The following is a 22,263-nucleotide window of genomic DNA, read 5'->3' on the forward strand; positions in this document are numbered from 1 at the left end:
TACAGTTAATTTGGGCTGAGATTAATTAAACGGAATACCTAAAATAAGTGATTGATCCACTTCACCATTTATTAGTGATTGTGTATTTCCATCATACACAATCATACCATTATCTATCACAATCGCTCTTGAGGCGATTTTTACGGCATCTTCTAAGCTATGAGAAACCATCAATAGGGTTAACGCTTTTTCACGGCAAAGTTGCTCGAGTAGTGCCAACATCTCAATACGTAAAGCGGGATCGAGTGCAGAAAAAGGCTCATCAAGTAACAAAATAGGTTGTTCGCGAACGAGGCAGCGAGCAATGGCAACACGTTGACGTTGACCTCCTGATAATTGAGAAGGTAAACGTTCAAGGTATTCACTAAGAGCTACTTGCTCTGCTCGACTCTCTAATAGCGCTTTTTGATCTTCCGTCAGCTTTAATCCCGGATTTAATCCCAAGCCAATATTTTGCCTTACGGTCAAATGAGGAAATAAATTATTATCTTGAAATAACATAGAAATAGGGCGTTTAGCGGGTACTGTTTTTGTATGATCTTGCCCATTAAGAAACAGGCTTCCTTTTTCTGATGGCAAAAAACCGGCAATTAAACTGAGTAATGTACTTTTACCTGCCCCGCTGGGGCCTAATACAGCAATGCGCTCTCCTGCATTAACCGTTAAATTAAATAAGAGATGTTGATGTTCATAGGTGTAAGCAAGGTGCTCTAATTTAATCATGAGATTTTCCAGCTAATCGTTCTATAAGGCTAAAAAGAGAGAAGCAAAGTAGCAATAAGATCATGGCTGTTACTGCACCATCTTGTGTATGGTAAGCGCCAATTTGTTGATAAAGATAGAAAGGCAAAGTTCTAAATGTTTCATTACCAAATAGGGCAACAATACCAAAATCACCAATAGAAATAACACAAGCAAAGGCAAGTGCTTGTGAGATTGGTTTTTTTAATGCACGTAGTTCTATCCAACGAAGTCGGTTTATTCCTTGCAAATTTAGCGACTGACATAAAAGGCTATAACGCGAAGCGATATCATTCATCGGGTTTTCCAGCACTTTTAAGGCATAAGGAATGGCAATTAATGCGTTGGTTAAAATCACTAAAATATAAGGTGATTCAGGTAATCCAATTGTATTGTTTAATAACAGAAAAAAGCCTGTTGCCAGCACAATGCCCGGCATCGCCAGAATGATCAAACCACTCATTTCCATAGCTTGTCCGGCTTTTTTAAAATGACGTAAGCGAAGTTCTCGGCTACTCCATAGCAACATCATTGTTAATACAACACAGACAATACCCGCTCCAACAGCAATAATCAGTGAGGTTGTAAAAGCTTGCCAAAGTATAGGCTGTTGTATAACACGTAGAAATTGGCTATTAAGACCATCAGTGATCACAGCTAAAATAGGTGGCACTAAAAAAAGGATCGCAAGGGTGATAATTAAACCATCGGTTATTTTGCTAAAGATTGGATCATAGGGATCGCGCCAATGCTGCTTTTGACTGTTTCCCACAAAAAGAGTGCCTTTTAGCTTCTGGCTGATAAGTACTAAGCCTAAACAACAAAAAAGCTGGATCAGGGCTAAAAGCGCAGCACGATGTAAATCGTAGTCATAACTTAATGCTTGATAAATAGCGAGTTCAACCGTTGTTGCGGCGGGGCCTCCGCCTAAAGCTAACACAGTAGCAAAGCTTGCAAAGCAGAGCATAAAAATCAGTGATGCTGTGGGGAGCATTTGTCGCCATAAATAAGGGAATTCCAGAAAACGAAAACGTTGCCAGCCATTCATGCCTAATTGTGAGGCTAATTGGCGTTGCTCCGATGAGATGCTTTCAAGTGCTTGCAATAGCATTCTGGTTGCTAATGGCATATTGAAAAAGATGTGAGCTAATAAAATGCCTTGCAAACCATAGGGCGTAAATTGGTAGTCGATCCCTAGCCATTCACAAATTTGGGCAATCCATCCTACTCTGCCATAAACCGTTAAAATGCCAAAAAGGGCGACTAAAACGGGTAACACAAGGCTCATAGCGCATAGGCGTAAAAACAGTGTTCGCCCTTTAAATTGGCGTCGATAGAGTGCTTTGGCGAGCCAAATAGCAGGTAATATTGAAAATAGGGCAGATAAAAAGGCTTGCCAGAAAGTAAAACGAACGACATGCCATAAATATTCATCAGCAAAAATCGAGGATAGCTCACCACTCGGTGCATTAAACCACAATGCGCCAAATGACAATAATGCCACAATAAGCAGTAAACCCGAGGCACATAGCCCCGGGATAAGCCATCTTCCCATTAGCGGCTAACCGCTGATTGCCAATTACGCGTCCATGTCTGACGCTCTTTTGCAACAACTTCGGCATTAAATTGCAATGATTTTTCAGGTTTAGGCATCAACGAATAGACCTCAGGCAATGACATATCTATAACAGGATACATCCAATTGGTAGTCGGTATCGTTTCTTGGAATGCAGGGGTTAACATAAACTGCATAAATTGCTGTGCTAATTCAGGTTGTTTGCTCGATTTAAGTTTGGCGGCAACTTCAACTTGCAAGTAGTGTCCTTCATCAAAAATCGCTGCGGCATAGTTATCTTTTTTATCCGCTAGAATGTGATAACCCGGAGATGATGTGTAACTCAGCACAAAATCACCTTCACCTTTTAAGAATAAGCCATAAGACTCACTCCAACCTTTAGTGACTGTCAGTGTTTTCTCTGACAATTTTTTCCATTCAGTAGCGGTATTTTCAGGATAAAGTGACTGCATCCATAGCATTAAACCTAAACCTGGAGTACTGGTGCGAGGATCTTGATAGAGGATCTTCCATTTTTCTTTGCTATTTAGTAGTTCAGCCATGCTTTTTGGCGGATTTTGGATACGGTTTTTATCATAAATAAAAGCAAAGTAGCCGTAGTCATAAGGTACAAAGGTATCGTCAGTCCATTTTTCAGGTAAGGTGAGTTTGGATGTATCGATATTACTTGGTGCGAAAAGGCCGGTTTCTTTTGCTGCGTGGATCAAATTGTTATCTAATCCTAAAATAATATCCGCTTTACTTTTATCACCTTCCATACGTAAGCGATTAAGTAGAGATACGCCATCAGACAGAGCAACCAGTTTTAGTTCACAATCACATTGCTGTTCAAACGCTTTTTTTATTGCAGGCCCTGGACCCCAATCTGCGGTAAATGAATCATAAGTGTAAATAGTGAGTGTGTTTTTTTGTGCTAAGGCTTGAGTCGAAAAAGTGCTCATAATGCCCAGTGCGCCGAGCAGGAAAGTAAAGCGAAGCGATTTAGTTAACACATTTAGTTCCTCAGTAAAAGTCAGGTAGGATCTGAGGAGTGAGGATGGCAAACCAATAAATATTGCAACATCCTGACTCAAATCCCTACGCCAGTATTAGCTGGATCAGGTTCCACGAGTTTTTCTCAGCCTAGAAATATAAAGGCACCCCGTTGAGACTTTCCCATTGTAGATAAATACGCACGCTATGCAAAGTCTGTTGATAGAGGTTTACCGTCTGTGAGTAGTATGAAACAATGAGTTATCTTTCAAATTTGGTTATTGAGGTAGTCTAGTGATCGATGATGATGGCTACCGCCCGAATGTAGGGATTGTAATTTGTAATCGGCAAGGGCAAGTGCTTTGGGCTCGTCGCTATGGGCAACATTCATGGCAGTTTCCTCAAGGAGGAATTAACCCTGGAGAATCGCCAGAGCAGGCAATGTACCGAGAGTTGTTCGAAGAAGTTGGGTTAAGTCGCAAGGATGTCAAAATTCTTGCCTCCACACGTAACTGGTTACGTTACAAGTTACCTAAGCGTTTGGTGCGTTGGGACACAAAACCTGTTTGTATTGGACAAAAACAGCGTTGGTTCCTTTTGCAGTTAACAAGTAATGATAAAGACATTAATGTTCAACAAAGCAAAACGCCAGAATTTGATGGCTGGCGTTGGGTGAGTTATTGGTATCCAGTTCGACAAGTCGTCTCTTTTAAACGCGATGTTTATCGGCGTGTAATGAAAGAGTTCGCACCAGTAGTCATGCCATTGCAAGAACAAGTGTCTTTACCGCGTCCATCGTATGGATATCGGCGTAAAAGGTATTAGATAACACTATGCTGACACGTTTGCGAGAAATTGTAGAAAAAGTGGCTATGGCAGCAGGGCTTCCAGAAGCACTTGAACTCTTAGTCAAGGAAACGTGTCAGGCAATGCACACGGATGTGTGTTCTATTTATCTTGCTGATAAACAACGTAGTTGTTTTTATCTTATGGCGACCAAAGGGTTAAAAAAACCTAGAGGGCGAGCTGTTAGCCTTTCATTTGATGAAGGCGTTGTTGGTGAAGTGGGGCGTCTTTCAGAACTTATCAACCTCGCCGATATTCGCGAACATCCGAGTTTTAAATACCTTCCTCAAGTTAAAGAAGACGATCTCCGCGCTTTCCTTGGCGTTCCTATTGTCTATCGTCGTCAACTCCTAGGTGTATTAGTCGTTCAGCAAAAAGAGCGTCGCTTATTTAATGAGAGCGAAGAATCTTTTATGGTGACGCTGGCGACACAGCTTGGTGCCACATTATCACAAGTACAAACTAAAGGACTTTTTGGACAATATCGCCAAAGTCGTATTAAAGCACTTTCAGTTTCTACTGGCGTAGTTATGGCTTATGGCTGGCAAGAAGTCTCTCAACCTATCCTTGAGAATGTTTTTAAAGCCAGCGCTCTTGATATAAAAGCAGAATTAAACCGACTTACGGGAGCTTTAGAAGATGCTACCGCAGAATGTCGTCGCTTTAGTAAGCGCTTTATGGCGAATGCACAAAAAGAGAGTGCTGCTATTTTTGATCTCTACTCGCATTTACTTAACGATCCTCAGCTCAAACATAAAATGACCGCAATCATTACACAAGGATATGTTGCGGAATGGGCGGTTAAAGTGGTGGTTGAGAAAGTTGCAGCTCAATTTTCTAGCCTAAAAGACAGTTATATGCGAGAGAGAGCTTCTGATCTTAAAGCATTAGGACGTCGGTTATTATTCCATTTAGATGATGATCTAAGTTCAACCAATATTTGGCCAGAGCGTTTTATTTTGGTGGCTGATGAATTAAGTGCAAGTTTGTTGGCGGAGTTACCCGAACAACAACTTGCTGGTGTAATTGTTCGAGATGGTGCAACTCACTCTCATTCTGCCATTCTTGTTAGAGCGATGGGAATACCCGCGATTATGGGGGCAGATATTCAACCTGAGCTTTTACATAACCGTATGCTTATTCTTGATGGATATCGTGGTGAAATATTTATTGAGCCAGAGCCTTTTATTACTCAAGAATATAAACAAATTATTGATGAAGAGAGCGTATTAAGCCAAATTGCCGAAGAGCAGCTTGAACAGCAAGCGGTTTTAAAAAATGGTGAGGCAGTTAACGTTCAACTGAATGCGGGATTAAATATTAAGTATGAACAACGTATTAGCGTGGGAATTGATGGCGTTGGTTTATATCGAACAGAAATCCCTTTTATGCTACAAAGTGGTTTTCCTTCAGAAGATGAACAGAAAAATCGCTACCGTGAGATCCTCTCTTTTTTTCCTGATAAACCCGTTGTCTTGCGTGCTTTAGATATTGGTGCTGATAAACAACTTCCTTATATGCCAATTAATGAGGAAAATCCCTGCTTAGGTTGGAGAGGAATAAGAATATTGCTCGATCAACCGGAAATTTTCCTTATTCAGCTACGTGCAATGCTAAAAGCAAACCTCGAATTTAAAAATTTGAAAATATTGTTGCCGATGGTGACAAGTATTGATGAAATTGACGAAGCAAGAACATTGCTGCTACGAGCGTGTGATGAAGTGAGTCGAGAGCTAAAATGTGAATGTGTTCCACCTCCGTTAGGTATTATGCTTGAAGTACCTTCATTGGTGTTTATGTTGTCACAATTAGCCAACCGGGTTGATTTTATCTCTGTTGGAACTAACGATTTGACTCAATACTTACTTGCTGTAGATCGTAATAATACCCATGTAGCATCACTCTATGATAATTTGCATCCTGCGTTATTGCGTTCACTGAATTTGATTGCAACACAATGCCAGCATTATCAGTTGCCAGTGAGTGTTTGTGGTGAAATGGCGGGTACACCAATAGGGGCATTGCTGTTAATAGGGCTCGGTTTTAGGCAGTTAAGCATGAGTGGTCGTAGTTTACCTAGGGTAAAATACTTGTTGCGCCATCTTGATCCTGTGATGTTACAGCCTTTTATGCAACAGGTGTTGCAAGCTGAAACGGCAACAGAAATCAAAAAATTGTCTTCTGAATTTATGGAACGGCAAGGATTAGGTGGATTAATTCGCGGAGGTATCTAGTAGGCCTTCGTATAAGCCTTTTCTATGTTGGTCATAAATGACCAGCACAGAAATTATTGATTAAGTGAAGTAGGGAATAATGAGTATAAGCTACCTTAAATTTCCAGAGATCGATCCCGTTATGTTCTCTATCGGGCCAGTGTCATTACATTGGTACGGTATGATGTATTTAGTTGGGTTTGTCTTTGCCTTATGGCTTGCAAACCGTCGAGCTGCAAAACCGAATAGTGGTTGGACTAAAAATGAAGTTGAAACATTACTTTATGTCGGTTTTGTGGGGGTGTTTATCGGTGGGCGTTTAGGTTATGTTTTATTCTATAACCTACCTGTCTTTTTAAATGATCCTCTTTACCTCTTTCAAGTATGGGATGGCGGTATGTCGTTCCATGGCGGTTTAATTGGGGTAATTTGTGCCATGATTTGGTTTGCTAAACGTACTAAACGTAAATTTTTCCAAGTAGCAGACTTTGTTGCACCATTAATTCCATTTGGCTTAGGGTTAGGTCGTATTGGTAACTTTATTAATGGTGAATTATGGGGACGTGTTACATTTGATACGCCTTGGGCTTTCTTATTTCCAACCTCACGTTCAGCAGATCTCCAACTTGTTGCCCAAGATCCCGCAACACTACTGCCTATTATTCAAGAATATGGGGTTTTACCTCGTCATCCATCACAGCTTTATGAAATGCTGTTAGAAGGTGTGGTGCTATTTATTATTCTGAATATCTTTGTACGCAAAAGTCGCCCAGTAGGTAGTGTGTCAGGCTTGTTCCTCATTGGTTATGGTGCATTCCGTATTATTGTTGAATTCTTCCGCCAACCAGATGCACAACTAGGATTATTTGGTGGTGTGAGTATGGGACAAATACTTTCAATTCCAATGATTTTGTTGGGTATTATTTTTATGGTATGGGCTTATCGTCAAGATAAAAAAACACCACAAAATCCAACACCTGCTCACAAGTAGTGTGAGATAAATTTTTTATTATTAGCTAATTACAAGAGAGACAACATGAAGCAGTATCTGGCATTGTGTCAACGCATTATCGATGAAGGACAATGGATTGATAATAAACGGACAGGAACCCGTTGTTTAACGGTGATTAATGCTGATCTGGAATATGATGTTGCAAATAACCAATTTCCGCTGATCACAACACGTAAAAGCTTCTATAAAGCCGCAATTGCAGAGCTGTTAGGGTATTTACGTGGTTATGACAACGCAGCGCAATTTCGTGAAATTGGTTGTAATACATGGAATGCAAACGCAAATGAAAATGGGGCATGGTTAAACAACCCTCATCGTAAAGGTGAAGACGATATGGGCCGTGTTTACGGTGTTCAAGGACGCCAATGGCAGCGCCCCGATGGTTCCCATTTTGATCAACTACGTAAAGTGATCGATAACTTGACTAAGGGTATAGATGATCGTGGAGAAATCGTAACGTTCTATAACCCGGGTGAAACCGAGCTAGGTTGTTTGCGCCCTTGTATGCATACACACACATTCTCATTAGTGGGTGATACGCTTTATTTAACCTCTTATCAACGTAGCTGTGATGTGCCATTAGGTTTGAATTTCAATCAAATACAGTGCTTTGTATTATTAGCGCTGGTGGCTCAAATTACAGGACATAAGCCGGGTAAAGCATTTCATAAGATAATCAACGCACATATCTATGAAAATCAATTACCACTAATGCAAGATGTACAACTAAAAAGAGAGCCATTGCCGTTACCAACATTGCATATCAATCCAAAAATTAAAACGTTGGAAGATATCGAAACATGGGTAACAACGGATGATTTTACCGTTGAAGGTTACCAGTGCCATGAAGCGATAAAATATCCATTTACAGTTTAATTTTTCTTTTGTATTTTGTATTTAAAGCCTCTGTTTAGTGATAAACAGGGGTTTTTTATTTCTATTATTAACTTTAAATTCAATAAATTAAAGTTAGCTTAATCTAATTGAAAATTATTTTTTGTATTTGTTCTGAAAATATTGTTACTGCGTCATTGTTCGAAAAAAACACTCTCTTTTATTTACCATCCAAAGGTTTAACTGCATTCTTATCGCAGGCTCTAAAGGAGAAAAAATGAACAGTAACATGGAAATAAGCCTAAATAGAAAACTTGAACAAGAGAGTGAATTGGGGATAAGCCTACTTGAAATGCTTATTGTCATGATGATCACTTCGATTTTAAGTTATTTATCAATCACGACCTATCAGCAATTTACCCATCAACGTCAATTGATACATAGTGTGCGAGAAACCATTGCCTTTCTTTCTTATCAGCGACAACAAGCGCTACTGTTTAATATAAAAATTAAAATATCAATTCATTTATCGCCCAGTAATAAAATCGTCGCTGTTCCCTTTTCTCTAAGATACTTACCTGAAAAACAAACGATTTTTCAATTAGCGTCTGGTATTCAACTTAAACAATCAACAGTCTCAAATTTTACGTTTGGTGGTATTCGTCAAACGCTAAGACCGATGAGCTTTGTACTTCAAAGTTCAGAAGGTGAAGTGAAAGTTATTATTTCATCTTTAGGCAGAATAAGAGCATGTAGCCAGAAGATTAAGGTATTTTCGCCATGTTAAAGCGATCAATATTTTCATTTTCATCTGGCATGATGCTGATGGAATGTCTTTTTGCCATTGCAATTAGTGGGGTTCTATTTCTTTGTATTAGTCGAGCTTACCCTCAAGTAATGAACACACTGCTCCATTGTTACCAACAATACCAGCTAGATATTTTTTTAAGAGAACGGTTATTGGTACTAGAAACACAACTAAGGCGCACTGGGTATTGCTACGGTGATTGTACCCATGCATTGCAGTCAAAGAAGTTTCACGCTTCACCATTAAAAATAGGTCAGTATTCTTATCAAGAAAAAAACTCCTGCATTATTTTCGCTTATGACGTAAACGGCAATGGCCGATGGGATGCATCTTCTTCAAAAGAGAGTGATTATTTTGGTTATCGGCTTAAAAACGGGCAATTGGAGCAATTAAGAGGAGTACAAGATTGTACTTCTTCAGGGTGGCAACGATTTTTTGAAAGTCATGAAATTGAAGTGACGGAGTTTATTTTACACCCTTATTCAAAGCAACATCTTATTACAGAGAAACGGCTTTTTTATCTTTCAGTCTCTTTAAAATTTCATTTAAAACAAACTCCTGCTGTGAAGTTACATTATAAGAATGATATTCGGTTAAGGAATGTGACCACGTTATGAGTATTGATTTAATTCATAATAAAAGTGAGCAAGGATTTGCAAGTTTACTTGTCGTAATGGGGTTTATTGTTATGAGTTTATCGGCACTTGGAAGTTTTGCTTATTATTACAGACAGTCTCAACAAATAGTGATGCAAGAGCTACAAGCACGACAAGCTTTTTTATTTGCTGAATCTGCATTGGTGTGGGGAATCAAGCTGAATTGGGAAATTTCGTCGTTACAGTTAGATAAATGGCAATGCCGTCATTTTCATGCAGATCCTAAAATAAAAAGCTGTTTATTTTTGCTCTCTTTGGAAAAGGGCTTATTACAAGGGCAAGCAGAAAGCTTAAAGGGTTATAAAATATATCATTATCAATGGGTTGGTTTTTCTAAGGACAAAAATAAATCTATTGTTGTACATCCAAATGGATGGCTAGATTATTGCCCATTAGTGCATAAGGAGTGTGCGTTATAGATAACATTCAAAATAAATCAGAAAGTGGCTCTATTTTACTTAATACAATGTTTATATTACTGTTTTTTAATATTAGTTTTGTCGCTATTATAGGGTATAGTCAATCATTAAAAGCTGACTTTCAGCGGTTAATTCAAATTCAGCAGACAGGGCAGGAGCTTTTTGTTTTATTTGAACAAATGTCTGAAATATCACCTGACTATTTCGCTTCTAACCGAAAAATAATGACACGCTCACTTTTACAGTCTGAAGGTTGTCAGCAGATAGAAGGTTATGTTGCTAATCATGCGTTACCCACAATAAGTTTATATTACTGGTCATGCTATTAATAAAATGAGGATCTGATGTTTCATATATATCACTCAAATCAGTTGTCATTACTAAAGTCACTTATGGTGCACTTTATGCAGACCAGACCACTTTCCTCTCCTTTTGAACAAGAAGTTATCCTTGTACAAAGCCCCGGAATGTCTCAGTGGTTACAAATCCAGCTTGCCGAAAGCTTGGGTATTGCTGCTAATATCCGTTACCCATTACCAGCAACCTTTATTTGGGAAATGTTTACTCGGGTATTATCAGGTATACCTAAAGAAAGTGCTTTTTCTAAAGATGCCATGACATGGAAATTAATGGCATTGCTTCCTGAATTTTTGCCTCATGAAGAATTTAAACCCTTACTGCATTACCTTGATGATGATGACGATAAACGTAAACTTCACCAGTTAGCTGGGCGTGTGGCTGACTTATTTGACCAATATTTAGTTTATCGTTCAGATTGGTTAGCTTCATGGGAAAAAGATGAATTAATAGAAGGGTTGAGTGAAAACCAACGCTGGCAAAAAATATTGTGGGTAGCATTACAGCAATACACAAAAGATCTTAATCAGCCTCAATGGCACCGTTCTAATCTTTATCAACAATTTATCTCTACATTAAATAACGCAGATGAAGGGGAGCTTCAGCACTGTTTTCCTCCTCGTATTTTTATTTGTGGAATTTCAGCATTACCTCAAGTTTACTTGCAGGCGTTACAGGCGATTGGGCGTCATACCGAGATCTATCTACTTTTTACCAACCCTTGCCGCTACTATTGGGGAGATATTCAAGATCCTAAATTTCTCGCTCGCCTTAATAGTCGAAAGCCACGCCATTATAAACAATTACATGAATCGCCTTGGTTTAAAGATGAAAAAAATGCTTCTTCGTTATTTAATGACGAAGGAGAGCAAAATATCGGTAATCCGCTATTAGCATCATGGGGAAAATTGGGTAAAGATAATCTTTATTTCCTCTCTGAACTTGAATACACCGATGTGTTGGATGCGTTTGTTGAGATCCCAAGAGATAATTTACTTCATCAATTGCAAGCAGATATCCTTGATTTAGAAGATTTTTCGCAATTGGGTACAACACTTGCAACTTATGAATGTAGTGAAGATAAACGTGTGATTTCGCCAGATGATTATTCACTGACTTTTCATGCTAGCCATAGTCCACAGCGCGAAGTTGAAGTGCTACAAGATCAATTACTGCATTTGTTAGAGCAAGATCCTGAATTACTACCGCGTGATATTATTGTGATGGTTGCGGATATCGATAGCTATACACCTTATATTCAAGCAGTGTTTGGTAATGCGCCTTCAGAACGTTATCTTCCTTTTGCTATTTCAGATAGAAAAGCACGTCAAGCACACCCTGTATTACAAGCTTTTATTACGTTATTAGAACTTCCCCAAAGTCGCTTTACAGCAGAGCAAGTATTAGCTTTACTTGAAGTACCTGCGTTAGCTGGACATTTTTCTATTTTTGAAAATGAATTAAAACTATTACGCCGATGGGTGGATGAGTCAGGTATACGCTGGGGATTAGATGATGAGAATGTGGCTTCATTCTTATTACCGATTACGGGTAAAAATACGTGGGAATTTGGTCTTCTGCGCATGTTACTTGGCTATGCGATGGAAAGTGAAAATGGCCCTTGGAAAGGTGTTCTACCTTACGATGAATCCAGTGGGTTAGTTGCAGAGCTTGCAGGTCATCTCGCTGATTTTCTTTATACATTAAGTGATTGGCGTACACGTTTGAGTGAAACCCGTTCATTAGAAGCATGGCTAGAAGTTGGACAACAATTAGTTGATGCCTTTTTTGAGTCTGATGAAGAAACGGAATTGGTTTTAGCGCTTATTATCCAACAATGGCAAAAAGTGATTGAAAACGGATTGAAAGCGCAATATCAAAATGAAATTCCACTCGTTCTTATTCGCGATGAATTAACAGTACGATTTGATGATGAAAAAATCAGTCAACGCTTTTTAGCAGGTAGCATTAATTTCTGTACATTAATGCCTATGCGTTCCATTCCTTTTAAAGCCGTGTGTTTATTAGGTATGAACGATGGTATTTATCCTCGTAATATTCAGCCGTTAGGGTTTGATTTAATGGCAGAAAAACGCCGTCGTGGTGATAGAAAACGTCGCGATGATGACCGCTATTTATTTTTAGAAGCACTTAGCTCAGCTGAAAAATACCTTTATATCAGTTATATCGGGAAGTCGATACGTGACGACCGAGAATGTAACCCATCCGTCTTAATCAAAGAATTACAAGATTATATTGGGCAAAATTTCCGTTTACCAGAGGATGGTGAACTCAATGTTGATGATAGTGCGACTCGTGTAAACCAGCGTTTATTAACACAACATAGCCGTGTACCTTTTGCCCAAGAAAATTTCCGTATAGGCGCTTCTTTTCGGTCTTATGCCTCTGAATGGCTGCCAGCTGCTAGTGGGCAAGGGGAGGTTCATCAAAGTTTTATCGAACCACTTAATGATGATGACACAATAGATAAAGTCTCTGTTGATGCACTGGCACGTTTTTATCGTCACCCTATTCGTGCTTTTTTCCAACAAAGATTAAAAACAAATTTCGTCATTGAAGAAACAGAATTACCCGAAGAAGAGCCATTTGTGATCAATGCGCTTCAACGTTATCTATTGAATCAATGGTTATTAAAAGCATTGATTGATCAAACCTCAACAGAAGCACTGTTTGAGCGTATCAAAGCAGCAGGACAACTTCCTGCGAGTGCATTTGGTCAAATCTATTGGGAACAACAAATAGAAGAATTACTTCCTTTAGCTGAAAAGATAAGAAGTGAACGATTAGCCACACATTCTGTCACATTAGAGCAAAGCTTTAGTGCAATGCCACTGATTGGTCGTTTAAATGAGGTACAAGCTGATGGTTTATTACGTTGGAGACCTGCCAGCTTAACAGCTAATGACTTATTGCAACTTTGGATTGAGCACTTAGTTTACTGCTTGAAAGAGGGGGCAGGCGAGAGTCGGTTTTACGGTAGAAAAGAGACTCAATGGTGTTTATTACCAGTTGATCCTGAGTTTGCCTATGCAACATTAGACAAGTTAATCAGTGACTATAAACAAGGGTTAAATAGCCCATTAGCGTTATTTGCGAAAAGTGGCTGGGCTTGGTTACAAGCTTGCTATGATAAAAAATCACAAGAATTTTTACTTGATGATGAAGAGACACTTGAAAAAGCAGAACTAGTACTGATGCAACATTTAACGGATAGCTATAATCGAGATGGTGAAATGAGTGACATGTATGTTCAGCGTGCTTTTTCTCAATTAGACGAACTTTTTTTACAAACGGTCAAACAGACGGCATTAACCATATTTAAACCAATAATTCCATTTCTGAAAAAATAAGGGAGCTCATATCAGATGAGAAAATACTTCTCGCAACTATGGATCATGTTGCTATTGATGCTAGTGAGTATCAACAGCTTTGCCGCTGATCCTCTCTGGCAAGTATTGCCTGATAGTATTGAAAAAAGTGAGAGCGATCCACGGCAATATCAAGCTATTAAACTACCTAATGAAATGACTGTATTACTGGTTTCTGATGAAAAAGCAGTTAAATCATTAACGGCAGTGGCATTACCTGTTGGAGCATTAGAAGATCCAGATAGTCAGCAAGGTCTTGCGCACTATTTAGAACATATGGTGCTAATGGGATCGGTGAAATATCCTCAATCAGGCAGTATGTCTGAATTTTTACAAAAGAATGGCGGCTCTCATAATGCGAGTACAACGACTTACCGCACTGCGTTCTATTTAGAAGTAGAAAATAGCGCCATTAATGAAGCTGTTGATCGTCTTGCTGATGCTTTAGCTGAACCTTTACTTGATCCTAAAAATGCAGATCGTGAACGTAATGCGGTTAATGCTGAATTAACAATGGCGCGCGCACGCGATGGGATGCGTTTTTGGCAAGTCAGGGCAGAAACTTTAAACCCAGCGCATCCAAGTTCTCGATTTATGGGTGGGAATCTAGAAACATTAAGTGATAAACCAAATAGTAAGCTTCAAGATGAATTGATTAAATTCTATCAAACACACTATTCTGGCAATTTAATGAATGGTGTTATTTATAGTAATAAATCACTTGATGAATTATCTAAATTAGCCGCAGAGACTTTTGCTCGGATCCCGAATAAAAGGGCTGACGTACCTGTCACCACAGTACCTGCTATGACGGATAAAGAAAAAGGGTTAATGATCCATCTTGTACCTGCTTTACCACAAAAAACCTTACAGATTGAATTTGGTATTGATAATAATGTCGCTGATTTTCGTAGTAAATCTGATGAATATATTGGCTATTTAATCGGTAATCGTAGCGCGGGCACATTGGCAACGTGGCTACAAGATCAAGGCTTGGCTGAAAGTATTAGCGCTTTTTCAGAGCCATATATCGACCGTAATCAAGGTTCGTTTACGATTTATGTTGCGTTGACAGATAAAGGTTTAGCGCAAAAAGACCAAGTGATTTCCGCTATCTTTTCGTACATTCGTTTAATTCAAACAGAAGGGATCAGCCAGCGTTATTTTGATGAAATTGCGAATGTATTAGATCTCTCATTCCGTTATGGCTCTATTGTAAGAGATATGAATTACATAGAAGGTATTTCGGATATGATGCTGCGTTATCCAATCAAAAATATCCTAAATGCAGACTATATTGCTGATAATTATGAACCTTCAGCGATCCTTTCTCGCCTTGACTCTCTTACACCAGAGAAAGCACGTATTTGGGTAATAAGCCCTAATGAACCATCTAATAAGCAAGCCTACTTTGTTAATGCGCCTTATCAGGTTGATAAAATCACAGATAAGCAATTAAAAACCTGGCAAACATTATCGGATGATATTTCATTATCACTGCCAGCACTTAACCCTTACATCCCTAATAATCTTTCACTGATTGATGCGGACAGCAAAATCATCAAACCACAATTGTTGTGGCAAGATAAAAGCGCTCGCTTATTTTATATGCCATCACACTATTTTTCTGATGAGCCTAAAGCCAGTGTGACATTAAGTTTAGTGAATAAGAAATCAGACATTACTGTTAAGCAGCAAGTGACACAAACCTTAACTGACTATCTTGCTGGTTTAGCATTAAGTGAATTATCTTATCAAGCTTCTGTTGCCGGAATGAATATCTCATCTTCGTCAGGACAAGGTGTTGATTTTTCAATGAATGGGTATACACAACATTTACCAGAATTAGTTAATGCAACACTAAAAAGCTATATGAGCTTTGAATCAACTCAAGAAGAGCTAGATCAGGCTAAATCTTGGTATCGCGAACAACTTGAAGTGACTCATAACTTAAAAGCATTTGAAGCAGCTATGCTGCCGGCTCGCCGATTAAATACGATCCCGTACTATGAAGAAGCTGATAAAATCAAAGCATTAGAGTCAATTACACTACAAGATATTATTGATAATCGCCGTGAAGTCATTAAAAATGCGGCACTTCAAGCACTGATTATTGGTAACTTAACGCCAGAGCAAAGCCGTGATATTGCTAAATCTGCACACGAATTATTAGGTAATCAAGGCACAGAATATTGGATCGGTGAAACATTAGTATTCAATAAATTAAATGCGGTTGAATTCCAAAATAAATCGAAGAGTACAGATAATGCATTAGGTGAGCTTTATATCCCGACAGGTTATAGCCGTCTTGAAGGTCAGGCAATTTCTTCAGTGCTAGCCTCAGTTATCAAACCTTGGTTCTATGATCAATTAAGAACAGAAGAGCAGCTAGGTTACGCGGTATTTGCTTATCAAGGCACTATGGGAGAGCAATCCGGTCTAGGTTTTTTACTACAAAGTAATGCAAAACCGCCAGTCTACTTAAATGAGCGCTATAACGCATTTTATCAGCAAGCTTACGAACGTTTGAAAAAAATGAACGAAGCTGATTTTAATCAGTATAAACAAGCAATTATTACCGAAGTTAAACAGCCACCTCAAACATTCTATGAAGAAGTTTCTCTTTATCGAAATGACTTCCATCGTAATAATTTAAAATATGATGGCCGTGAAAAATTCTTAGCTGAACTTAATAAGGTTACATTAAAACAAGCTATTGAATTTTATGAAAAAGCAATTATAAAACCTAATGGATTTATTTTTGTCTCTCAAGTTATTGGTAAAGATGGCACAGATACTGATTATGCAGAGAATAAACAATGGAAACGTTACACCACGGTAAGTGAATTACAAAAAACCTTACCTGTTGAGGAAATTAAAGAGTGAGTGACGTGATACAGGCACAGCCATTAAACCCGTATACACTTCCTCTATACCAAAGACGCCTTATTGAGGCGTCCGCGGGAACAGGAAAAACTTATACAATAGGGTTGTTGTATTTACGGTTGCTTCTTGGGTTAGGCGGAGAGTCAGCATTCTACCGCCCTCTCAGTGTTGAAGAGATTTTAGTTGTGACATTTACGGATGCGGCGACAGATGAATTACGAGCACGTATTCGTAAAAATATCCATGAACTAAGACTTGCCTGTATCCGTCATGATGTTGAAAGTAGCGATAATACGTACCTCGAGTTACTCAAACAGATACCTAATAAAGAGCTAGCTGCACAGTGGTTGCTAGAAGCTGAACGCCAAATGGATGAAGCGGCTATTTATACTATTCATGGCTTTTGCCAACGTATGTTGGCAAATAATGCATTTGAATCAGGAGTCTTGTTTGAACAAGTCTTGATCCAAGATGAATATGAGCTTAAAAAACGGGTATGTGCTGACTTCTGGCGCCGCCATTGTTATCCACTTTCTTATGATGTTGCTAATGCAGTAAGCCAGATTTGGTCTGGCCCGGAACAACTGCTTTATGAAATACAGCCTTATTTACAAGGTGAAATGCCTGAAATTGAAGGTGTGGCATTAGATAGCGAAAATGAATCAGTAAAAGAGCGTCATCAAGCGGTTATCGAAGCAATTAATAACGTTAAAACTCGTTGGAATGAACATCATCATGAAGTTGAAGCATGGATAACTGCTTCAGGTGTTGATAAACGTAGTTACAGCAGTCGTTTTTTACCTAAATGGATTGAAGAAATCACTTTATGGGCGTCAACACTAGAAACGAAAAACTATCAATTACCTGATTGTTTGGTTCGTTTTTCTCAAGAAACATTGAATGAGAAGGCCACTAAAGGTCCAGCACCAGAGCATATTCTGTTCATTGAAATTGAACGATTAACAAAGCAGAGCCTGACTTTGCGTGATGTTATTTTGGTCAACGCGATCCCTGAAATACGCCAAGGTATTGAAAATGAAAAAATGCGTCGTGGCGAAATGGGGTTCGATGATTTATTAACACGTTTAGATAGAGCATTGAAACGTGAAGGTGGTGAAGCTTTAGCACAAGCCATTCGTGAACGCTATCCCGTTGCAATGATTGATGAGTTCCAAGATACAGATCCCCAACAATATCGTATTTTTGATGCGATTTATGGTGAGCATGAAAACAGTGGTTTGTTGTTTATCGGTGATCCTAAGCAGGCAATTTATGCTTTCCGTGGTGCGGATATTTTTACTTATATTCAAGCTAGAAAGCAGACATCTCATCACTACACATTAAACACTAACTGGCGCTCTGCACCGGGTATGGTGAATGCAGTTAACAAACTTTTTATGCGTTCGAATGCTCCATTTTTATTTGAGCATATCCCTTTTATTGAAGTAAGTTCAGCTGAAAAAAACCAAGACATGGCTTTCATTTACCATGATAAACCGATTTCTCCTTTTAATTTTTGGCTTGCTGAAGGTGAAAGTGTTTCTACGGGAAATTACGAGCAAATCATGGCTGCACAATGTGCCGCACAAATTCGTGATTGGTTATCAGCTGGAGATCAGCAACAAGCTTGGCTGATTGAACAAGGTACAAAAAAATCGGTTACATCTGCTGATATTATGGTGTTAGTGCGTAGCCGTAGAGAAGCCGTGCTTATTCGTGACGCACTGAATTTACTTTCGATACAATCAGTGTTTTTGTCCAATCGTGAAAGTGTATTTGAAACTAATGAAGCCAAAGATCTACTTTGGTTATTACAAGCGGTTGTAACACCTGAGAAAGAGCGAGTCTTAAGGGCATCTTTAGCCAGCCGATTGTTTGGTTTCAGCGCAAAGCAAATTGATGATCTGAACCGTAGTGAGGTGCGCTGGAATAGCTATGTAGAGAAATTTGCTGATTATTATGTACTATGGCAAAAGCGTGGCGTTTTACCCATGTTGCGTAAGATCATGATGGATAATCAAATTGCAGAAAATTTACTCGCAAGTATTGATGGTGAGCGTCGGCTTACAGATATCATGCATATTGGTGAATTATTACAAGAAACATCATTACAACTTGATAGTGAACACGCCCTTATTCGTTGGTTAGCACAACAAATTTCTCATCCTGATGCGCAATCTGAAAGCCAACAAATGCGTTTGGAAAGTGACCGAAACCTTGTGCGAATTTGTACTATCCATAAATCTAAAGGTCTTGAATATCCTATCGTTTGCTTACCTTTTGCTTGTAATTATCAAGAACAAAAAGGGGCGCTTTATCATGATAGAGAGAAGTTTTACGCAAAATTAGATATTTTTAGCCGACCTGAAAGCCTGCGCTTAGCGGATGAAGAGCGTTTAGCTGAAGATTTACGCTTACTTTATGTAGCATTAACACGATCAAAATTCTGCTGTTATGTTGGTGTTGCTCCCCTTGTTAAGGGAACTAAACGTAAGTCAGGGCTTACCGATCTGCATAAAAATGCTTTAGGGTATTTATTACAGCAAGGTGAAGAAGGTAATAGTGAATTATTGCATCAATCAATCCATGCTTTATTAGATGATAATATCAGTGTAACAACGCTTGATAATATGTCTGCCCATCGTTATCAGCCTCAATTAATGGTCGAAACAAAACTTGAGGCTGCAATATTTAAACGCCAGATCCATGATAACTGGCGTATAACGAGCTATTCAGGGTTAACCTATCAACATTCAAATCGTAGTTATCATTTTGACTTAGGTGATATTGAGGCTTTGGTACAATCTATCGCACCGGGGCTTGATACAGATGCTAAAGGTGAGAAGCAACAAGGAGAGGTTGATGAAAATTCGATTCATCATTTCCCTCGTGGTGCAGTAGCAGGAACGTTCTTACACAGTTTGCTGGAAGTATTAGATTTTTCACAATCTATTGATGAACTGTGGATGCAAGAACAATTGACTGCCCAAGGTTTTGATGAAAAGTGGGCTCCTCTTTTAGTTTCATGGATGGAAACTCTGTTTCATACACCTCTTAATACCCAAGGATTGTGTCTTGCAGATATCCCAAAATCACAACAACTTGATGAATTACAATTCTATTTACCTATTGAGAAAGAGGTATCATCAGCCCAATTGACTCAATTAATTAGCCAGTTTGATCCTCTATCAAAACGTTGTCCGGCTTTGCAATTTCAACAAGTAGAAGGAATGCTTAAAGGCTTTATTGACTTAGTTTTTTCTTGGGAAGGTAAATACTATGTTGTGGATTATAAATCGAACTGGTTAGGTGAATCGAGTGAGGATTACACACAAGAAGCGATGATGAATGCAATGATGGATCATCGCTACGACTTGCAATATCAACTCTATACCTTAGCGTTACATCGTTTCTTACAACAGCGCATCCCTGATTATGATTACCAAAGCCACTTTGGTGGGATTTATTACCTCTTCTTACGGGGTATAGACAAAGCACATCCCGGAAATGGAGTTTATGCCTATTTACCCGACGAAGCTTTTGTCTTGGCGCTAGATTCACTATTTGCAGGTAAAAGTAGCAAACTCGATGTAGTCGGTGAGAAATAAAAATGATCAAACTATTAGAACAAGCGATTACACAAAATTTATTACGGCCTTTAGATCTTCGATTTGCACAAATGCTGGTGGAAGATGAAAATCCTATTTTACTGTTTGTATTTGCTTATTTAAGTGCTCAAACTGGTGCGGGACATGTTTGTTTACCATTGAATATTATTCAAAAAGATCAACTGTTTGATGGCAGACAAAAGGAGTTTGCACAAGAAATTTGGCAAAAAATGGGTAAGCCTTCTGCTAAAAAAATAGTAGAGGAATTGACTCATTGTCATTGTGTTAATCAAAGTAGTGATGATTCACCTTCCCCCATTATTTTAGATAATGAACTTCTTTATCTACAAAGAATGTGGAGCTATGAAGAGAAAGTAGCTCAGTTTTTTAGGCAAGAGCATGCCATTGTTGATATTGATGAGAATGAATTAATTAAAGTACTCGACCAACTTTTTCCAACAACGAAAGAAAGCCAAGAAACAAATTGGCAAAAAGTGGCTGCGAGTGTTGCCATCACAAGCCCTATCTCTATTATTTCTGGAGGGCCAGGAACAGGGAAAACTACAACAGTTGCTAAAATTTTAGCGGCTTTTGTGATGCTCACATCGAATGAAAAGCCGATTATTCAATTAGCGGCTCCTACAGGTAAAGCCGCAGCGAGATTAACGGAATCTTTAGGTAACGCTTTGGCGCAACTTAATTTAAGCGAAGAAGAAAATAAATGGATGCCAAAGCAGGCACAAACTATTCATCGTTTATTAGGCGCTCAACCTGAAAGTCAGCAAGTGCGTTACCATAAAGATAATCCATTACAGCTGGATATTTTAGTTGTTGATGAAGCATCAATGGTTGATTTACCTATGATGGCGCGATTGATTGATGCACTTCCACCAAAATGTCACGTTATTTTCTTAGGTGATAAAGACCAACTTGCTTCTGTTGAAGCAGGCGCTGTATTAGGTGATATTTGTCGTTTTTCTGAAGATGGTTTTAGTCAAAAGAGATTTGATCAGATTAATCACTTAACCCAAGGTGAGCTGGCTAAATCTAGCGGTATCATTCCTGTTTCTCAAACACCAGTTTCTGTCGTTAGTGATTCTCTGTGTCTGCTACGAAAAAGCTACCGCTTTGGTGAGGATTCAGGGATAGGGCAACTTGCTTTTGCGGTTAATAAGGGACAAACCAACACAGCCATTGCGTTGTTGAAAAAAGCAGGGGTTAGCCCACAACAGTTTGAAATGGCATTAGAGCCTCAAGATGTGAGTTTTATTGCTTTAGAGTCAAAAGAGAGTTATTTACTGATGATCCAAGATGCTGTTGATGCCTATCGAGAGTATCTCACTTTAGTTTCTCAAAAAGCATCACCCGATATTATTCTTAATGCTTTTAACCAATACCGTTTATTGTGCGCGCGAAGAGAAGGCCCTTTCGGTGTGAGCGGTTTAAATGACAGAATTGAAATGTTATTGCATCGCCAGCGATTGATCCGCCGTCCTACAAACAGTTATCAAAGTGACTATATTGGGCGCCCCATTATGATCCAACGAAATGACAGTACGTTAGGTCTGTTTAATGGTGATATTGGCATTATGCTCAATAATGATGAAGGTGAAATGAAAGCTTTTTTCCAACTACCTGATGGAAAATTGAAAGCGATCCAACCTAGCCGATTACCACAACATGAAACTGCGTATGTAATGACAGTGCATAAATCACAAGGTTCTGAATTTACCCATACAGCATTAGTACTGCCTGATAAATTTTCACCTGTTGTTAGTCGTGAATTATTGTATACCGCATTAACGCGCGCTAAACAGAAGCTTTCTCTTTATGCTTCGGAGTCTATGGTGAAAATGGCAATACAAACACGTATTCAACGTCGAAGTGGATTAATTGATAAGTTACGTTATTAGTCATTAATTGATAATGAAAATAAAAATAATAAA

15 protein-coding genes and 1 riboswitch are annotated in these 22,263 nt (G+C 38.8%); of the genes, 12 read left to right on the plus strand and 3 right to left on the minus strand.

All coding sequences use genetic code 11. The features are described from left to right. Nucleotides 1–21: 21 nt before the first annotated feature. From thiQ to thiB, 3 genes are read right to left on the minus strand one after another with little or no spacing between them, the layout of a single operon-like run. Entirely contained in the window at nt 22–723 is a 702-nt protein-coding gene (gene thiQ / locus GTK47_RS06235; protein WP_165122454.1) for a thiamine ABC transporter ATP-binding protein ThiQ, read from the minus strand. After that, nucleotides 716–2,296, minus strand: a complete 1,581-nt coding sequence (thiP, locus tag GTK47_RS06240; RefSeq protein ID WP_165122455.1) for a thiamine/thiamine pyrophosphate ABC transporter permease ThiP — start codon at nt 2,294–2,296, stop codon at nt 716–718. Before thiP ends, thiQ begins: the two co-directional genes overlap by 8 nt. Continuing rightward, nucleotides 2,296–3,309, minus strand: coding sequence for a thiamine ABC transporter substrate binding subunit (thiB, locus tag GTK47_RS06245; RefSeq protein ID WP_165122456.1), 1,014 nt, complete (start codon nt 3,307–3,309; stop codon nt 2,296–2,298). The genes thiP and thiB overlap by 1 nt, the downstream gene beginning before the upstream one ends. 64 nt (nt 3,310–3,373) lie before the next feature. After that, a riboswitch (TPP riboswitch) is annotated at nt 3,374–3,471 on the minus strand. Between the two features lie 112 nt (nt 3,472–3,583). Here thiB and rppH point away from each other — a divergent pair. The 12 genes from rppH to recD all read left to right on the plus strand — a co-directional run bounded on the left by rppH (nt 3,584) and on the right by recD (nt 22,230). Then, on the plus strand, nt 3,584–4,114 hold the full coding sequence (gene rppH / locus GTK47_RS06250) for an RNA pyrophosphohydrolase (RefSeq protein WP_036934096.1): 531 nt from the start codon (nt 3,584–3,586) through the stop codon (nt 4,112–4,114). Nucleotides 4,115–4,122: 8 nt separating this feature from the next. Continuing rightward, nucleotides 4,123–6,369, plus strand: a complete 2,247-nt coding sequence (gene ptsP / locus GTK47_RS06255) for a phosphoenolpyruvate--protein phosphotransferase (RefSeq protein ID WP_165122457.1) — start codon at nt 4,123–4,125, stop codon at nt 6,367–6,369. Between the two features lie 79 nt (nt 6,370–6,448). Next, nucleotides 6,449–7,339 carry a prolipoprotein diacylglyceryl transferase gene (lgt, locus tag GTK47_RS06260; RefSeq protein WP_165122458.1) on the plus strand — a complete coding sequence of 297 codons (891 nt, stop codon included), beginning with the start codon at nt 6,449–6,451 and terminating at the stop codon, nt 7,337–7,339. Nucleotides 7,340–7,384: 45 nt separating this feature from the next. Continuing rightward, the gene (locus tag GTK47_RS06265) at nt 7,385–8,236 is read left to right on the plus strand and encodes a thymidylate synthase (protein WP_165122459.1); all 852 of its coding nucleotides are present in this window, start codon (nt 7,385–7,387) and stop codon (nt 8,234–8,236) included. A gap of 235 nt (nt 8,237–8,471) precedes the next feature. Then, on the plus strand, nt 8,472–8,981 hold the full coding sequence (locus GTK47_RS06270; protein WP_241256075.1) for a potassium:proton antiporter: 510 nt from the start codon (nt 8,472–8,474) through the stop codon (nt 8,979–8,981). Continuing rightward, the gene (locus GTK47_RS06275; protein ID WP_165122460.1) at nt 8,975–9,619 is read left to right on the plus strand and encodes a prepilin peptidase-dependent protein; all 645 of its coding nucleotides are present in this window, start codon (nt 8,975–8,977) and stop codon (nt 9,617–9,619) included. Before GTK47_RS06270 ends, GTK47_RS06275 begins: the two co-directional genes overlap by 7 nt. Continuing rightward, the gene (locus GTK47_RS06280) at nt 9,616–10,077 is read left to right on the plus strand and encodes a DUF2509 family protein (RefSeq protein WP_165122461.1); all 462 of its coding nucleotides are present in this window, start codon (nt 9,616–9,618) and stop codon (nt 10,075–10,077) included. Before GTK47_RS06275 ends, GTK47_RS06280 begins: the two co-directional genes overlap by 4 nt. Further along, a complete protein-coding gene (locus GTK47_RS06285) occupies nt 10,065–10,406 on the plus strand; it encodes a hypothetical protein (protein ID WP_241256076.1) in 342 nt (113 codons plus the stop codon). The genes GTK47_RS06280 and GTK47_RS06285 overlap by 13 nt, the downstream gene beginning before the upstream one ends. Before the next feature lie 15 nt (nt 10,407–10,421). After that, nucleotides 10,422–13,805 (plus strand): exodeoxyribonuclease V subunit gamma, encoded by a 3,384-nt coding sequence (recC, locus tag GTK47_RS06290; protein ID WP_165122462.1) that lies wholly within the window; start codon nt 10,422–10,424, stop codon nt 13,803–13,805. Nucleotides 13,806–13,820: 15 nt separating this feature from the next. After that, a complete protein-coding gene (gene ptrA, locus GTK47_RS06295) occupies nt 13,821–16,709 on the plus strand; it encodes a pitrilysin (protein ID WP_165122463.1) in 2,889 nt (962 codons plus the stop codon). Next, on the plus strand, nt 16,706–20,317 hold the full coding sequence (recB, locus tag GTK47_RS06300) for an exodeoxyribonuclease V subunit beta (RefSeq protein ID WP_165122464.1): 3,612 nt from the start codon (nt 16,706–16,708) through the stop codon (nt 20,315–20,317). Before ptrA ends, recB begins: the two co-directional genes overlap by 4 nt. Before the next feature lie 2 nt (nt 20,318–20,319). Continuing rightward, nucleotides 20,320–22,230 (plus strand): exodeoxyribonuclease V subunit alpha, encoded by a 1,911-nt coding sequence (gene recD / locus GTK47_RS06305; protein WP_165122465.1) that lies wholly within the window; start codon nt 20,320–20,322, stop codon nt 22,228–22,230. Nucleotides 22,231–22,263 lie beyond the last annotated feature (33 nt).

This window comes from Proteus sp. ZN5 (genome assembly GCF_011046025.1).
In the GTDB taxonomy this organism is placed as follows: domain Bacteria; phylum Pseudomonadota; class Gammaproteobacteria; order Enterobacterales; family Enterobacteriaceae; genus Proteus.

What these genes read in the sequence shown, in the direction of transcription:
- thiQ (WP_165122454.1), bottom strand. Translation starts at nt 723, where the DNA reads ATGATTAAATTAGAGCACCTTGCTTACACCTATGAACATCAACATCTC.
- thiP (WP_165122455.1), bottom strand. Translation starts at nt 2,296, where the DNA reads ATGGGAAGATGGCTTATCCCGGGGCTATGTGCCTCGGGTTTACTGCTT.
- ptsP (WP_165122457.1), top strand. Translation starts at nt 4,123, where the DNA reads ATGCTGACACGTTTGCGAGAAATTGTAGAAAAAGTGGCTATGGCAGCA.
- lgt (WP_165122458.1), top strand. Translation starts at nt 6,449, where the DNA reads ATGAGTATAAGCTACCTTAAATTTCCAGAGATCGATCCCGTTATGTTC.
- GTK47_RS06265 (WP_165122459.1), top strand. Translation starts at nt 7,385, where the DNA reads ATGAAGCAGTATCTGGCATTGTGTCAACGCATTATCGATGAAGGACAA.
- GTK47_RS06270 (WP_241256075.1), top strand. Translation starts at nt 8,472, where the DNA reads ATGAACAGTAACATGGAAATAAGCCTAAATAGAAAACTTGAACAAGAG.
- GTK47_RS06275 (WP_165122460.1), top strand. Translation starts at nt 8,975, where the DNA reads ATGTTAAAGCGATCAATATTTTCATTTTCATCTGGCATGATGCTGATG.
- GTK47_RS06280 (WP_165122461.1), top strand. Translation starts at nt 9,616, where the DNA reads ATGAGTATTGATTTAATTCATAATAAAAGTGAGCAAGGATTTGCAAGT.
- recC (WP_165122462.1), top strand. Translation starts at nt 10,422, where the DNA reads ATGTTTCATATATATCACTCAAATCAGTTGTCATTACTAAAGTCACTT.
- ptrA (WP_165122463.1), top strand. Translation starts at nt 13,821, where the DNA reads ATGAGAAAATACTTCTCGCAACTATGGATCATGTTGCTATTGATGCTA.
- recD (WP_165122465.1), top strand. Translation starts at nt 20,320, where the DNA reads ATGATCAAACTATTAGAACAAGCGATTACACAAAATTTATTACGGCCT.